The sequence below is a fragment of the Actinophytocola sp. genome, from assembly GCF_035942955.1.
Taxonomy (GTDB): domain Bacteria; phylum Actinomycetota; class Actinomycetes; order Mycobacteriales; family Pseudonocardiaceae; genus DASYTH01.
The window spans coordinates 25784-40530 of the sequence record NZ_DASZCQ010000082.1 but is presented as its reverse complement, the minus strand read 5'-3'; the positions used below and the strand labels follow the sequence as shown (position 1 = coordinate 40530).

Below are 14747 nucleotides of genomic sequence, written 5' to 3'. Positions count from 1 at the left end.
CATAGTGTCGGGGTGCTCGGCGCCGAGCACCCGCTCCTGAATTGGCAGCAACTTGGCGAACAGGTCCCGCGCCCCCGCCTCATCCCCCGCCATTCCCGTCATTTGCGCCAGGTTGCCCAAGGTGATCAGCGTGACCGGGTGCTCGGCGCCCAGCACGCGCTCCCGAATTGGTAGCAACTCCGCAAACAGGTCCCGTGCCCGCGCCCTGTCTCCCGCGTGCCCGGTCCAGAATGCCACGCAGTGCCGAGTGGACAGAGTGTCGGGATGCTCGGCGCCCAGCACGCGCTCCCGAACCGGCAGCAACTCCGCAAACAGGTCCCGTGCCCGCGCCCTGTCCCCCGCCTGCCCGGTCCAGGCCGCCACGTGGTGCCACACGGTGAAGGTGTCGGCGTGCTCGGGCGGAAGATGATCGAGCAGCGCGTGGAGGTGCGTGCGCATCAGGTTCCAGATGGCGAGTCCGTCAGAAGTCGTCAGCTCCTTGGGCATGGTGGACATGACGAGCTCGCGGGCCCGGTCCGCCCAGTCGGGCAGGCTCGAATTGGCATGGAGGCGATTGCGGGTGACGGCCTGGATGAGATGATGGGCGGTGATCTTGCCGGTGCCCGCCGGCGTGACAAGGCCGTAGGAGTGCAGTTCGCCGATCACGCGGTGGCGGGCCAGCTCGTCCCATGAGTGCAGCAGCAGATGCACGGGAATGGCGTCGGGGGCGTAGAAGGCGATCAGGTTCAACAATTCCCGCGTCTTCTCGGTAAGGCGGTCCATGGCCAGTTGCCAGGTTGTGGCCACGGTGTGCGGGTAGTCGGCCGGGCGGCCCTCCAGGTGTAGTTCGGCGCCGCGATCGCGGTACAGCCTGAGGTAGGTGGCCAGGTCAAGAGCGTTGGCACGGACGAATCCTGCAGCCTGGGTCAAGGCCAGCGGCAGGCCGCCCAGTTCCTCGGCGAGGGTTTCGGCGGCCGTGCGATCGAAGTCACCGGACTGGGTGGTGAGCAGCTCGACGGCCGCGTGGGTGTCCAGGGGCTGAACGGTTGTCTGGTGGAACCACGCGGTGGCTCGAGTGGTGATCAGGATGTGGCCGTTGCCGGCGGGTGGGAGGAGGCCCTGGGCCGAGGCGGCGTCGGGGACGTTGTCGAGGATCAGCAGCCAGGGGCGGTGCTCGCGGGCGAGTAGGGCGAACGCGGTGGTGCGGGCGTTGGTGACCTGGGCGGCCTCGCCGGGTGGGAGCAGGATTTCCAGCAGGGAACGGAACTCCGCGTCGATGGCGGAGGGGTCTTCTGAGCGGATCCACCAGACGATGCCGTAGTCGGCGAGGTGGCGTTGGGCGTAGGCGCGGGCGAGGCTGGTCTTTCCTACGCCGCCCATGCCGGACAGCACTTGGACGTTGGTGGAGTGGAAGGCGGCGCGGAGGTCTCGGAGTTCGTGTTCGCGCCCGACGACGGTGGTGAGGCCGGCTATGTGCGGGGAGACCGCCCGCCCGGCTCGGGAGGGTCCGGCCGCCCCACCGACACCGTGCCGCCGGGGGCGACGATGGCGATGCCGCTGTCGGCGCGGACGTCGCGGCCGATGGCGACGCCGTGGTGGCCGGCGGAGACCTGCAGCGTGGTCAGCGCGGCTTCGAGGTCGGCGGCGAAGGTCGGGTCCTGCTCGGCGGCCTCTTCGAGGGCCAGGCGCACGCGGGCCTGGGTGCGGGTGCCGGCTTCGCCGGTGGAGGTGGCTTCGGCTTCCAGTTGCTGGAGCGCGGAGTCGCCGGCGAGCTTGGACATGACCACGTCGTGCAGCTTGTCGAGGCCGGCGTCCATGGCGTCGTCGGTCAGGCCGTCGATGCGTTTCCAGGCTTTGCCCGCTTTTCGGGCAAACCAGGCGATGAGGAAACCCACCGCCACCTCGAGTCCGGTCACCATGCGTACATTATCGGTCACTTGTCCGAAACGTTTCGCAATACCCGCTAAACGTTGGTAGTGGCGGGTAGAGGCAAGTGGCAGGGTTGCCGGGCATGCGAGTGCGAACAAGACTCATGCTCAGTGGCACGGCGGCGGTGGTGGCCGGCGTGCTGTTCACGACGACGGCCAGTGCGGCGGGGGCGCCGGGGGCGTCCGGGATCGGCGACGACTACTACCCGCATGACGGCAACGGCGGGTATGACGTGTCGCACTACGACATCAGGTTGAGCTACGACCCGAGCAACGATCTCGTGTCGGGGACGACGACGATCCTGGCCAAGGCGACGCAGGATCTGTCGGCGTTCAACCTGGACTTTCTGCTCAAGACCAGCTCGGTGCGGGTGAACAACGCGCCGGCGAGGTTCGAGTCCACGGGGGAGGGTGAGCTGACGGTCACGCCGACGCAGACGCTGCGGCGGGGGCAGAACCTGACGATCGTGGTGCGGTACAGCGACGTTCCGTCCAACCCCGACTACACGCTCTACGGGTACCAGGCCTGGAAGCGGACCGCGACCGGGGCGATCGCGGTGGACCAGCCGCACATCGCGACGTGGTGGTACCCGAGCAACAACCACCCGCTGGACACCGCCACCTTCGACGTGTCGGTCGCGGCGCCCGAGGGGCTCGAGGTGCTGTCCAACGGCGTGCTGATCAGCCGGCAGCAGCAGATCAACGGCTGGGTACGGTGGAACTGGCGCAGCGCCAAGCCGCAGAACACGTACAACACGTTCTTCGTCGTCGGCCAGTACGACGACTTGAGGTTCCAGACCGCGCCGAACGGCCAGCCGTTCATCACCGCGTACGCCAACGATCTCGGGGCGAACCTCGAGCCGGCGCGGGCGAGCGTGGAGCGCACCCCGGAGGTCGTCGAGTTCGAGGAGACGATCTTCGGGCCGTACCCGGTCGAGGCGCAGGGCGGCGTCGTCACCAACAACGGCGAGCTTGGCTTCGCGCTGGAGACCCAGACCAGGCCGGTGTACGACGGCCTGTTCTTCCGCCGTGGATCCAACACCTACGTCGTCGCGCACGAGATGGCGCACCAGTGGTACGGCGACGTGATCGGTGTGCAGGGCTGGACCGACATCTGGCTCAACGAGGGCTTCGCGACGTACGCGGAGTACCTGTGGTCGGAGTACCTCGGCGAGGGCACGCCCGCCGAGCTCGCCCAGTTCACCTACGACTCGATCCCGGCAGACGACGAGTTCTGGCAGGTCGTCCCGGCCGATCCCGGCCCGGAGAACCAGTTCCACGACTCGGTCTACGACCGCGGCGGCATGACCCTGCAGGCGCTGCGGACCGCCGTGGGCGACGACGCGTTCTTCGAGATCGTGCGGGCCTGGACGGCCGAGAACCTGTTCGGCAACGTCACGACCGCCGACCTGGTCGCGCTGTCGGAGAAGATCTCCGGGCAGCAGCTCGACGAGCTGTTCGAGACCTGGGTGTTCACCCCTGGCAAGCCCGCCACCGGTCCGAACGAGGTCGTGGGCGCCACCGCTCGGGTGGCCGCGGCGGCCACCGCCGAGCCGAAGTCCTACCGGAAGATCAAGGAGACGCACGAGGTGCTCGCGGCTACGCACCACTGAGCCGCGAATGCGATGAAGGCCGCCCTCGTCACGCCCAGCGCGACGAAGGCGGCCTTCGTCGCATTAGGCTCACCGGAGTGGCGGTGACCCAGGTGCGGGTGCGGCGGATCGCGGTCCGGGTCGTGCTCGCGCTCGGCGGGTTGCTCACCGGGCTGGGGCTGCTGCTGATCATCGCCGGGTGGACCGAGGACGCCAAGATCGACGGGCACACCGGCCGGGCCAACGCCGAGGTCGTGTCGGTGTCCTTCCAGCGAACCCTGGTCCGGTTCCAGACGCCGGACGGCGCCGAGCACATCCCGTCGGTCGGCGTGCTCTACCCGGAGGCGCTCGAGGAGGGGCAGACCGTGCAGGTCGAGTACGACCTGCGCAACCCCGAGCTGGTCCGGGTGGCCGGCCGCGGCACCCTGCTCATGCTGCTGCCCGTCGGCACCACGGTGCTCCTGGCCTGGGCCGTGCTGCTGCCCGTGGTGTGGTGGCTGCGCCGCAGGCCGGACGGTGTGTAACACTCGACCGCGATTCCAGCGCTCAGGTGTAACATCAGTGGTGTGGAAGAGGACCTGGAGCGCGAGTTCGAGCGGGTGGTGGCCGCCGAGCAGCGCATCGAGCCGCGGGACTGGATGCCGGAGGCGTACCGCAGGACGCTGATCCGGCAGATCGCCCAGCACGCCCACTCGGAGATCATCGGCATGCAGCCGGAGGGCAACTGGATCAGCCGCGCGCCCTCGCTGCGCCGCAAGGCCATCCTGCTCGCCAAGGTGCAGGACGAGGCCGGTCACGGGCTGTACCTGTACGCGGCCACCGAGACCCTCGGCGCGGACCGCGAGGACCTGACGACCAGGCTGATCGAGGGCCGGCAGAAGTACTCCTCGATCTTCAACTACCCCACGCTCACCTTCGCCGACGTCGGCGTGATCGGCTGGCTGGTGGACGGCGCGGCGATCTGCAACCAGGTGCCGCTGTGCCGCACCTCCTACGGCCCCTACGCCCGCGCGATGATCAGGATCTGCAAGGAGGAGTCGTTCCACCAGCGCCAGGGCTACGAGCTGCTGATGACCATGATGCGCGGCACCGAGGCGCAGCGCCGCATGGTGCAGGACGCGACCAACCGGTGGTGGTGGCCGTCGCTGATGATGTTCGGCCCACCCGACAAGGCATCGGCCAACACCGAGCAGTCCATGGCCTGGCGGATCAAGCGGCACACCAACGACGAGCTGCGCCAGCGCTTCGTGGACATGACCGTGCCGCAGGCCGAGAAGCTCGGCGTCACGCTGCCCGATCCGGAGATCGCCTGGAACCCCGAGCGCGGCCACTACGACTTCGGCGAGATCGACTGGGACGAGTTCTGGCAGGTGGTCGGCGGCCACGGCCCGTGCAACGCCCAGCGCATCGCGCACCGCAAGGCCGCGCACGACACCGGCGCGTGGGTTCGCGAGGCGGCCGCCGCCTACGCGGCTCGTCAGTCTACTTCGGAGGGTGTGGCATGACCCGCTCGTCCTGGCCGCTGTACGAGGTGTTCGTCCGCAGCAAGCGCGGCCTCAACCACGTGCACGTCGGCTCGCTGCACGCCCCCGACCCGGAGATGGCGCTGCGCAACGCCCGCGACCTCTACACCCGACGCAACGAGGGCGTGAGCATCTGGGTCGTCCCGGCCGCCGCCATCACCGCGTCCAGCCCGGACGAGAAGGACCCGTTCTTCGCTCCCAGCGGCGACAAGGTGTACCGCCACCCCACGTTCTACGCCATCCCCGAGGACGTGCCGCATCTATGAGCGAGCTGGCGAGCGAATCATCGACACAGGGCGCCCGCGAGCGGCGTCACCGAGCCTGCGAGGGGACGGCGTGAGCTTCGACAACGCCTACGAGGCCATCACCGAGTCGAACGACGAGCGACACTGGGCGTTCGGCACCGGCTTCGACGACCCGCTGTCCGGAGTGGATCGTACGATTCCGTCCGGTGTGGACCGTGCCGACCTGACCGCGTACTGCCTCATGCTCGGCGACGACGCGCTGATCCTGTCCCAGCGCCTCGCCGAGTGGTGCTCAAGGGCCCCCGAGCTCGAGGAGGACGTCGCCCTGGCCAACATCGCGCTGGACCTGTTGGGCCAGGCCAGGATGCTGCTCACCCGGGCCGGCGAGGTCGAGGGTGCCGGCCGCGACGAGGACGCCCTCGCCTACCTCCGCGACGAGCCCGAGTTCCGCAACGTGCGCCTGGTCGAGCTCGACTGCGGCCCCGGCCCCGGCGGCGACTTCGCCACCACGATCGCCCGCCTGCTGGTCTTCTCCTCCTGGCGCCTTGCCCTCCTCGACCGCCTCGGCACCTCCCGCGACCCGGTCCTCGCCGCGGTCGCCGCCAAGGGCGTCAAGGAGCTGGCGTACCACCGCGACCACGCCGCCCAGTGGACCCTGCGCCTGGCCGGCGGCACCGACTACTCCCGCGACCGCATGATCACCGGCCTGCGCACCGTCTGGCCCCTCGTCGAGGAGCTCTTCACCCCGCACGACATCGAGCTCCGCCTCGCCGCCGCCGGCGTCGCCGTCGACCCGGCCACCCTGAGGTCCGAAGTAGACGGTGTGCTCGACGAGGTCCTGTCCGCCGCCGACCTCGACCGTCCGGACGTCCCCGGCATGGCTCCGGTCGCCGGCCGCGCCGGCCGAGACGGCGTCCACACCGAGGCGATGGGCTTCCTGCTCGCCGAGCTGCAGCACCTGGCCCGCTCGCTCCCGGGGGCCACCTGGTGACCGCCGCCCCGCTCGCCGTGCGCCGGGTCGCCGAGGAGGTGCCCGACCCCGAGCTGCCCATGCTGACGCTGGCCGACCTCGGGGTGCTGCGCGACGTCCTGGTGGCCGGGGACGGGCGCGTGGTCGTGACGATCACGCCGACCTACTCGGGCTGCCCCGCGCTGGACGAGATGCGCGCGGACCTGCGGGCGCGGCTGATCGAGGCCGGCTACCCGGACGTCGAGGTGCGCACGGTGCTGCGCCCCGCCTGGACCACCGACTGGATCAGCGCCGAGGGTCGCCGCAAGCTCGCCGAGCACGGGATCGCCCCGCCGGACCGGGTCGGGCCGAGGCGGCCGGGGCCGGTGCCGCTCACCCTGACCCCGCCGGCCGCCCGGGTGCCGTGCCCGCGCTGCGGCTCGCCGCGCACGCGCGAGCTGTCCCGGTTCTCCTCCACCGCCTGCAAGGCGCTGCGCCGCTGCGAGGACTGCCGCGAGCCGTTCGAGCACATGAAGGAGCACTGATCGTGGCCAGGCCGGCGTTTCACCGCTTGCGGGTGGCCAAGGTGGAGCGGCTGTGCGACGATGCCGTCGCGATCACCCTGGACGTGCCGCCCGAGCTCGCCGACGTGTTCGTCTTCCGCGCCGGGCAGTACCTGACCCTGCGCCAGGATGTCGAGGGCGTCGAGGAACGCCGGTCGTACTCCATCTGCGCCGCGGCGGGACGCGCCCCGCGAATCGGCGTGCGCCGCGTCGAGGGCGGCCTGTTCTCCGCCCCCCTCGTCGACTCGCTCGCGCCGGGTGACACGCTGGAAGTGCTGCCACCGCTGGGAAAGTTCACCCCACCCCTGGACGGGCCCGCCCACCACTGCCTGATCGCCGCCGGGTCCGGGATCACTCCGGTGCTGTCCATCGTGAGCACCGTGCTCGAGTCCGATTCGGACAGCAAGGTCACCCTGCTGTACGGCAACCGCCGCACCGACACCGTGATGTTCGCCGAGGAGCTGGCCGATCTCAAGGACCGCTACCCGGACCGCCTGCAGCTGGTGCACGTCCTGTCCCGCGAGCCACGCGACGTCGAGCTGTTCTCCGGGCGGCTCGACGCCGACCGCCTCGGCACCCTGCTCGACACCATCGTCCCGGCGTCCGATGTGGACCACTGGTGGCTGTGCGGTCCGTACGGTCTGGTCCAGGACGCCGAGCGGGTGCTCACCGGCCGCGGCGTCTCCGCCGAGCGCATCCACCGCGAGCTTTTCTACGTCGACGAGCCGCCCCCGCCGCCCAAGCGGGTCGACGAGTCCGAAGTAGACGGACCGACCGCGGAGGTGACGGTCATCCTGGACGGCAAGCGGACCACCCTCACCCTGCCCGCCGACACCCCGATCCTCGACGCCGCCCAGCGCGTCCGCTCCGACTTGCCGTTCGCCTGCAAGGGCGGCGTATGCGGCACCTGCCGCGCCAAGGTGGTCGACGGCACCGTGGAGATGCGCCGCAACTACGCCCTCGAGCCGCGCGAGCTGGCCGAGGGCTTCGTCCTCACCTGCCAGGGGCTTCCGCTCACCGCCCAGGTCACCGTCGACTACGACGCCTAAGGGCGCGAGCAGTGCGCCGCGTCGGGGCGATCGGCGAACCGGCACACCAGGTTGCGGTGTTGCTCGACGTGGCTCAGGTAACGCCCGGCGCACGACTGGTCCGACGTGCGGCCGATCTCGCGGCACTTGTCGAGCGCCCGGTGGCCGTCCGCGAAGTGACCCGGGTGGTAGATGACCCAGTATCCGGGGGTTAAGGAGGCGAAGTCCGAGCTGTCCAGCACACGCACGTCGAGCCCGGTCTCCGCCGCGATTGTGGCCCGGTTCCGCTCCACGTCGGCGGCCGAGGTGGACCGCGGCAGCGAGGCCAGCAGCGCGATCCAGGTATCGGACGCCTCGTCGCCCGGCACCGAATTCGTCGTGCTGGTCGGTGACCCGCCGGTCGCCCGGAATCCCAACCGTGCCAGCCGGTCGTGGAACTCGCTAATGACCGGCGATTTCTGTCCCGGCGCCGCGAGGGCCTCCTCGAGCATGCGCATGTTCTCGCCGACACATTCCGGGTCGTAGAACCCGCCGTCCGGATCGTTGTTCACGTGGTAAGCCGCGTCCTCGACGATCCAATCGATCTCGCCGTCCATGAGCACGAACGGCTCGGTCCTGATCGATTCCCCGTTGTCCTGCACCAACTCCACGGCGCCCGCAAGGATCAACGGCCACTGCGCTTCGCCAATGGCTTCCGGGCCGGCGGTGATCGCAAGGAAGTCGAGAGATTTTCCGTCCACCTTGAACTGGATCTGTTTCTCGAGGACGACCGGCTTGCCAGCGGTGTCGAGATCACCCGGGAGCACGAAGTCATATGCGATCGTCGCGTACCCGGGACCGCCCCCCGAGCAGCCGTTGAATATCCACACCCGATCGATGCTCAGCCGGACCCGGTTGATCAGAGCAGGCTCCTCGCCCGAGTTTCGCAGCGCCATCGAGACGGCCGGAACCGTAGTGTTGTACTTGTCCGTCCCTTCGCCGGGAAGGCCGTGACCGGTCGCCTCGACATCCTTCTTCGTGGTAATGGTGAGCCCGGCCACCTGCAAGATCGGATTCTGGAGTACCCGATTGCTGACAAATGCTGGCCACAGTGCGATGGCGCCCGCGACGAGGGCCAGCACGGACAGCACGATTCCGATCTGCGTGGCATAACGCCGCAGAAACCCTCGTTCAACGACGTCCCTTGGTGCGCGATCCCGCCCGCGGCGGTTTTTCGCCCGACGCCGTGCCATTTGTCCGATGGTAGAGCGCCGGGATGTGGTCGGCCAGGATTTTCAGAAAGTCAGCCGCCGCTTGGGTTTGGTAGCCGGTGACGCGGCGGACGGCGACGACCGGGATGCGGGCATTCATGCTGGGCACCTCGATGATGCGCAGGCTGCCGAGGCGCAGCTCCTCGCGAATGCTGCTGACCGGCATGAGGGCGACGCCGAGTCCGGCCTCGACGAGTCGTTTCTGGGCGGTGAGGCTGTCGACGGTGGTGATCGAGGGATTCGCGATGCCGGATCCGGTCAGTTGGCGTTCGAGGAGGTTACGGAAGGAGCCCTCCCGGCCGGGCTCGGCCGGGAAGCCGAGCCACTTCTCGTCCTGCAGCGGGCGCAGGTCCGGCAGTCGGTGGGCGCTGATCCGGTGCGCGGCCGGCACCACGACGTAGAGCTTCTCCTCGCCGATCGGGATCGTCTCCAGCTTGGGATCGGGATCGGGGTGGTAGCGCAGGCCGAGATCGGCCTCGCCGCTGCGAACGAGCGCGCTCACCTCGCGGCTGGTCGCGGTGCGCAGATCCACCGAGACCTCGGTGAACCGGGACGTGAACGCGCGCAGCGCGTCGACGATATGGGAATCGGCCAGTGTTCCGACGATGGCCAGGCGGAGGGTCAGGCCGCGGGTCTGGCCGGCCCGGTCCCGGACGGCCCGCTCACCGTCGCGGATCGCGGCGAGCGCGGCCTCCCCGTGCGGAAGCAGGGCGCGTCCCGCATCGGTGAGCGCCACCCGGCGCCCGACCCGCTCGAACAGCACCGCGTCGAGGGAGTGCTCCAACTCGTGTATCCGCCGGCTGATCGCGGGCTGGGAACGGTGCAGCCGCCGCGACGCCTCGGTGAATCCGCCCACCTCGGCGATGCAGACGAAGGCCTCGATCTCGTCGAGCGTCATGTCATCAGTATTCCTGATGGTAGCTAGAAGTACTATGCATTTGCATGATGGATACCGGCCCGGCACAGTTGAGCCCATCAGGTGCGCCGTACCGGGAGGATCCGTCCGATGACCGACCAGGCAACGAAAGCCGCGCGTTTCCGCGCCCTGCACGAACGACCGGAGCCCTTCCTGCTTCCGAATCCCTGGGACGCCGGAACGGCCCGGCTGCTGGCCGGCCTCGGCTTCGACGCCTTGGCGACCACGAGCCTGGGCGTGGCCAACCTGGTCGGCCGCACCCGCGCCAGCCGTCAGGAGATCCTGGACAACTGCCGGGCCATCAACGACGCGACCCCGCTGCCGGTCAACGCCGATCTGGAGAACGGCTTCGCCGACGACCCTGCCGACGCGGCGAAGATGATCGAGCTGGCCTACACGGCTGGCGCCGTCGGCGCGTCCATTGAGGACTGTACGGCTGACCGCGGCGCGCCGATCTACGACTTCGGGCTGTCGGTCGACCGGGTGCGCGCGGCGGTGGAGACGGCCCGCGCGCTGCCCGTTCCCTTCGTGCTCACCGCACGGGCGGAGAACCTGCTGTACGGCGTCGGCGATCTGGGCGACACGATCCGGCGCCTGCAGGCGTTCGAGGAGGCCGGGGCCGACGTGCTGTACGCACCGGGACTTCGTACCCTGGACGAGATGCGCACGGTGGTCTCGGCGGTGGGCAAGCCGGTCAACGTCGTGATGGGCTTCGCCGATCCGTCGATCACGCTGGAGCAGCTGGCCGAGATCGGGGTGCGCCGGGTGAGCATCGGCGGCGCGCTCTCCCGGCTCGCCCTGAAGTCCTTTATGGATGGAGCGCGGCAGATGCGCGCGGGCCGGTTCGGGTTCGTGACCGACCTGATCCCGATCTCCGAGCTGTACCGGGCATTCCAGCAATGATCAGCGGTGCGCGGTGTCCTGCCACCAGGTGAGCACCTCGTCGGCGACGCCGGGGGCGGCGACCAGGAGGCCGTCGACGGGTAGCGCGGAGTCCTCGCCGTGCCGGTCGAGGACCACGGCGCCGGTTTCGATGGCGAGGGCGACGGAGCCGGCGACGTCCCACTCGTGGTAGCTGTGCAGAACGGCGGCTGCGGCGTGGCCCAACGCCACCTGGGCGATGGCCAGGGCGGCCGAACCCAGCACCCGCACCCCGGCGTGCGCCGCGGCGGCGCGCTCGATGAAGTGGCCGAGGCCGGGCCAGGGGCCGGTGCGGGTGAGCTCGGTGCACACGATGGCCCCGGCGCACGAGGTCCGGTCGGTCAGCGCGACGCGGACGCCGTTGGCGCGGGCGCCCCGGCCGCGGGCCGCGGCGTAGATCTGGCCGCGGTAGGGATCGGCGACCACGCCGACGACCGGGCCGGCGGCGTCGACGAGGGCGAGGCTGTAGGCGCACCAGGGGACTCCGGCGACGTAGTTGGCGGTGCCGTCGACCGGATCGACCACCCAGCGGTACTCGGCGTCCTCGGCGCCGTGGTCGGCGCCGAACTCCTCGCCCACGACGGGAATGCCGGGAAACTCGGCGGTGAGCACCCGGCGAGTGTGCCGCTCCAGCGTGCGGTCGGTGTCGGTGACCCAGTCGAACGGCGAGTCCTTGACCCCCGGCCGGGCCCCACGGCCGGCGGTCGCGGTGATCACCTCGGTGGCGTCGTTGGCGAGCCGGCCGGCGACCTCGAGCGCCCTGGACAGCAGGCCGGGCTCGACCGGTCCGCGCGGGCGGGAGGACAAGAGCGTCATGCCGACCTAGCGTGAGCCCGGCTGATGTCCGTTGCCCGACCGGCAGATGACCTGCAGCGTAGCGCTCAGCCAACGCTTGCGAACAGGGCTTTTGCGGCACCCGGCGCGATGCCATGGTCGGGGCGTGCGCGTCGCCATCGTCAGGGCCGTCGATCTACCGGTGATCACCTCACTGCCGACCGGCGTGCCCACCCCGAAGATGCACACCGCGTTGGCCGAGTTCGCGCCGGGCGTGGTGCACCTGGCCGCACCGTTCGTGCTGGGCGCCGGCGGCCTGTGGGCGGCCGGACGGCTCGGCTTTAGTCCATTGTGGACGTCTGCTCCCGGAGAAGCATGCCGAGCGCGGCGTCGACACCGCCACCGAGCCGCACGCGGCCGGCGACCGGGTGCGGCTCGTGGTGGCCGGGGACGGGCCGCGGATGGCGGCGCCGCGCCGCCGGCCTGCCCGTGACGTTCCTCGGCTTCGTCGGCACCAGGGCCGACGTGGCCGGCTGCCGGCCACCGCCGACGTGTCGCCGGTGCCCGGTCCACATGAGACGTTCGGGCTCGCGGCGCTTGAGGCGCCGGCGTCCGGCACGCCCGTGGCGGCGTCCGCGTCGTCGGCGCTGCGCGAGATCGTGCGGCGGGGCCGCGCGGCGGCTGCTGTCCGTGCCCGAGCCCGACCGCCGGGCCGCGGCCAGGGCCAGGGCGGAGGAGTTCGACTGGTCCGAGTCCGTGCGCGGGATGCTGGACGTGCACCGATAGGCTGCGCCCATGTCCCGCGCCGGCTTGGACAAGGACCCGCACGACATCGCCTCGATGTTCGATCGCGTGGCCAAGGGCTACGACCGGACGAACTCGGTGATGACGCTCGGGTTCGACCGCCGGTGGCGCGAGGTCACCCGCCAGGTGCTCGACGCGGGACCCGGCGAGAAGGTGCTCGACCTCGCCGCGGGCACCGCGGTGTCCACCGTCGAGTACGCCCGATCCGGCGCCTGGTGCGTCGCCGCCGACTTCTCGCTCGGCATGCTGCGCGGCGGCGCCCACCGCGACGTTCCCAAGGTCGCGGCCGACGCGTTCCACCTGCCGTTCCACGACGGCGCGTTCGACGCGGTGACGGTCTCCTTCGGCCTGCGCAACATGAACGACACGGTCGCCGCGCTGCGCGAGATGGCCCGCGTGGTGCGCAGCGGCGGGCGGCTCGTCGTGTGCGAGGTTTCCCAACCGCGCCTGCGCCCGATCCGGTGGCTCTACCACAACACCGTGCTGCGCGTGCTGCCGCTGATCACCCGCCCGTTCTCGTCCAACCCGGCCGCATACCGCTACCTCGCCGAGTCCATGCGCGACTGGCACGACCAGCGCACGCTCGCCAAGCTGATCGCCGAGGCGGGCTGGCGCGACGTGGAATGGCTGGCCCTCACCTTCGGCGCGGTCGCCCTGCACCGCGCCACCAACCCGTAGCCAAATACTTGCCATCCCGCGACGTGCCACCGGTAGCGTCCCGCAACCATGGTCAGACTGAACCGATTGAGACGATTAGCCGTCCTTTGTGTTGCGCCGGTTCTCGCCGCCCTGTGCGTCGTGCCGGCCAATGCCACCACCACCGCCAGGATTTGTTCGACGGTGAACATTCCCGTGTCGAGTGTCGGCACCGGACCGCCGGATCTCAATATCGTCGGGCAACTGTGCCGCCCGGACTGGCAAACCCCCCGCGTCGTACAACTTCTCGTCCACGGCGCGACCTACAAGCGCGGCATGTGGGACTGGCAGCAGAACCCGGACGTGTATTCCTATGTCAGTCCCGCGGTCGAAGCCGGATACGCCACCCTGGCCGTCGACCGGATCGGCCACGGCGCGAGCAGCCATCCGCCGGCCGACCAGGTCACCATCTCGGCCGGCACCACGGCGCTGCACGGTGTGGTAACGGCGCTGCGCGCCGGAACCGTTGGCGGCATTGCCTTCCAGAAGGTCGTGTGGGTCGGCCACAGCATGGGCGCGATACACGGGTGGGACTACGGCGGCCGGTACAACGATATCAACGCCTACATCTTCGCCGCCGATGTCCACTACCTCAAGCAGTCCTGGTTGGACCTGATCAAGAACAGCGTGCAGCCGGCGAGTCCCCCCGGGTACTTCACGACGATCCCGGGCAAAAAGGATGATCTTTTCTACCGGACGAGCATGGCCGATCCGGCCGTGATCGCTCAGGACGAGGCCACGACCGGCACGCTCACCGAAGCGGAGGTGAACGAGTCCGTCGGACTGACCCTCATGCCGCCCGCGCAATCGCCGACCCAGCGGATTCGCGTGCCCGTGCTGATCACCCTTGGCGAGTTCGACAACCTCGCCTGCGGTCCGCCGGACGGGCTGACCTGCACCAAAGCCAATGTGCTCGCCCTTGAGAGGCCGTATTTCACCGGCTCGCCGAAGGTGGACGCGGTGACGGTGTCCGGCGGCGGGCATTCCTATCTCCACACCAACGCCCCGGCGATGTACTGGGCAATGATCAACTGGGCCAGGACGGTCGCGCCGCCGGTGTAGCAATCATCCGGTGGTCCGCAGGGGCTGCTCGTTGATCTGGTCGGCGGTGACGGTGCCGTCACCGCCGGCCTGACCCTGAACGATGATCGTGTCGCCCTTCTCGAGGTCGGACAGCTTGCCCTCCTGGCTGATCCGCACCTGGGTGGAGTCCGAAGTGGACACCTTGACCTCGCGGCCGTCCGGGGTCTTGACGTAGATCGTGGAACCCTCGATGCGGTCGATGGTCCCGGCGGTGCCACGGGCAAGCTGGCCCTGACCGTTGCCGCCCTGGCCGCCGAACCGGCCGAGGCCGGGGCGGTTGGGGTTCGCGGTGGGCTGGGGCTCGTCGGCGACGGCGGCGTGGGTGGCGATGCCGCCGAAGAACGCGCCGCCGATCAGGACGGCGCCGGCCAGGCCCATGGTGAGCTTGTTGACCGGACGCTTCGCCTTCCGCAGCTCGGCCGCCAGGTCGGGTTGGCCGGGCTCGGCTGGCGGGACGGGCTGGACGGGTGGCGGCAGGTCGGACATGGGGTTCTCC

At 70.0% G+C, this 14747-nt stretch carries 16 protein-coding genes and 1 pseudogene; 11 read left to right on the top strand and 6 right to left on the bottom strand.

Annotated features, from left to right (window positions below; genetic code table 11):
- Positions 1–1452: tetratricopeptide repeat protein (locus VGX25_RS08940; protein WP_326917161.1), on the bottom strand; the 1452-nt coding region annotated here is incomplete at its 3' end.
- Positions 1449–1898 (bottom strand): hypothetical protein, encoded by a 450-nt coding sequence (locus VGX25_RS08935; protein ID WP_326917157.1) that lies wholly within the window; start codon positions 1896–1898, stop codon positions 1449–1451. The genes VGX25_RS08940 and VGX25_RS08935, both read right to left, overlap by 4 nt.
- A 92-nt stretch (positions 1899–1990) precedes the next feature.
- Here VGX25_RS08935 and VGX25_RS08930 point away from each other — a divergent pair, with 92 nt between their 5' ends.
- The 7 genes from VGX25_RS08930 to paaE all read left to right on the top strand — a co-directional run bounded on the left by VGX25_RS08930 (position 1991) and on the right by paaE (position 7828).
- Positions 1991–3520 (top strand): M1 family metallopeptidase, encoded by a 1530-nt coding sequence (locus tag VGX25_RS08930; RefSeq protein WP_326917156.1) that lies wholly within the window; start codon positions 1991–1993, stop codon positions 3518–3520.
- A 77-nt stretch (positions 3521–3597) separates the two neighbouring features.
- Positions 3598–4023, top strand: a complete 426-nt coding sequence (locus VGX25_RS08925) for a DUF3592 domain-containing protein (protein ID WP_326917155.1) — start codon at positions 3598–3600, stop codon at positions 4021–4023.
- 42 nt (positions 4024–4065) lie between these two features.
- Positions 4066–5004: a 1,2-phenylacetyl-CoA epoxidase subunit PaaA gene (paaA, locus tag VGX25_RS08920; RefSeq protein ID WP_414635736.1), complete on the top strand. Its 939-nt coding sequence runs from the start codon at positions 4066–4068 to the stop codon at positions 5002–5004.
- Entirely contained in the window at positions 5001–5288 is a 288-nt protein-coding gene (paaB, locus tag VGX25_RS08915; RefSeq protein ID WP_326917154.1) for a 1,2-phenylacetyl-CoA epoxidase subunit PaaB, read from the top strand. The genes paaA and paaB overlap by 4 nt, the downstream gene beginning before the upstream one ends.
- A gap of 70 nt (positions 5289–5358) precedes the next feature.
- Positions 5359–6258, top strand: coding sequence for a 1,2-phenylacetyl-CoA epoxidase subunit PaaC (gene paaC / locus VGX25_RS08910; protein ID WP_326917153.1), 900 nt, complete (start codon positions 5359–5361; stop codon positions 6256–6258).
- Entirely contained in the window at positions 6252–6761 is a 510-nt protein-coding gene (gene paaD, locus VGX25_RS08905) for a 1,2-phenylacetyl-CoA epoxidase subunit PaaD (RefSeq protein ID WP_326917159.1), read from the top strand. Before paaC ends, paaD begins: the two co-directional genes overlap by 7 nt.
- A gap of 2 nt (positions 6762–6763) precedes the next feature.
- Positions 6764–7828 (top strand): 1,2-phenylacetyl-CoA epoxidase subunit PaaE, encoded by a 1065-nt coding sequence (gene paaE, locus VGX25_RS08900; protein ID WP_326917152.1) that lies wholly within the window; start codon positions 6764–6766, stop codon positions 7826–7828.
- On the opposite strand, the gene VGX25_RS08895 is transcribed toward paaE, so the two are convergent.
- Together VGX25_RS08895 and VGX25_RS08890 are read right to left on the bottom strand one after the other, a co-directional pair.
- Positions 7825–8937: a hypothetical protein gene (locus VGX25_RS08895; protein WP_326917151.1), complete on the bottom strand. Its 1113-nt coding sequence runs from the start codon at positions 8935–8937 to the stop codon at positions 7825–7827. The two genes, paaE and VGX25_RS08895, sit on opposite strands and share 4 nt — an antisense overlap.
- Before the next feature lie 40 nt (positions 8938–8977).
- Positions 8978–9955: a LysR family transcriptional regulator gene (locus tag VGX25_RS08890; protein ID WP_326917150.1), complete on the bottom strand. Its 978-nt coding sequence runs from the start codon at positions 9953–9955 to the stop codon at positions 8978–8980.
- Positions 9956–10063: 108 nt separating this feature from the next.
- On the opposite strand from VGX25_RS08890, the gene VGX25_RS08885 reads away from it, so the two are divergent.
- Positions 10064–10876, top strand: coding sequence for an isocitrate lyase/phosphoenolpyruvate mutase family protein (locus VGX25_RS08885; protein ID WP_326917149.1), 813 nt, complete (start codon positions 10064–10066; stop codon positions 10874–10876).
- On the opposite strand, the gene VGX25_RS08880 is transcribed toward VGX25_RS08885, so the two are convergent.
- The gene (locus VGX25_RS08880; protein WP_326917148.1) at positions 10877–11710 is read right to left on the bottom strand and encodes an inositol monophosphatase; all 834 of its coding nucleotides are present in this window, start codon (positions 11708–11710) and stop codon (positions 10877–10879) included.
- A 317-nt stretch (positions 11711–12027) separates the two neighbouring features.
- Between VGX25_RS08880 and VGX25_RS35620 the strand changes: the two are divergent.
- The 3 genes and pseudogenes from VGX25_RS35620 to VGX25_RS08865 all read left to right on the top strand — a co-directional run.
- A pseudogene (locus VGX25_RS35620) lies at positions 12028–12300 on the top strand (alpha-(1-2)-phosphatidylinositol mannosyltransferase); the annotation flags it as partial.
- Positions 12301–12463: 163 nt separating this feature from the next.
- Positions 12464–13150, top strand: coding sequence for a demethylmenaquinone methyltransferase (locus VGX25_RS08870; protein WP_326917147.1), 687 nt, complete (start codon positions 12464–12466; stop codon positions 13148–13150).
- A 48-nt stretch (positions 13151–13198) separates the two neighbouring features.
- The gene (locus VGX25_RS08865; RefSeq protein WP_326917146.1) at positions 13199–14230 is read left to right on the top strand and encodes an alpha/beta hydrolase; all 1032 of its coding nucleotides are present in this window, start codon (positions 13199–13201) and stop codon (positions 14228–14230) included.
- A 3-nt stretch (positions 14231–14233) separates the two neighbouring features.
- On the opposite strand, the gene VGX25_RS08860 is transcribed toward VGX25_RS08865, so the two are convergent.
- Positions 14234–14737, bottom strand: a complete 504-nt coding sequence (locus VGX25_RS08860; RefSeq protein WP_326917145.1) for a DUF5666 domain-containing protein — start codon at positions 14735–14737, stop codon at positions 14234–14236.
- Between the last annotated feature and the right edge of the window lie 10 nt (positions 14738–14747).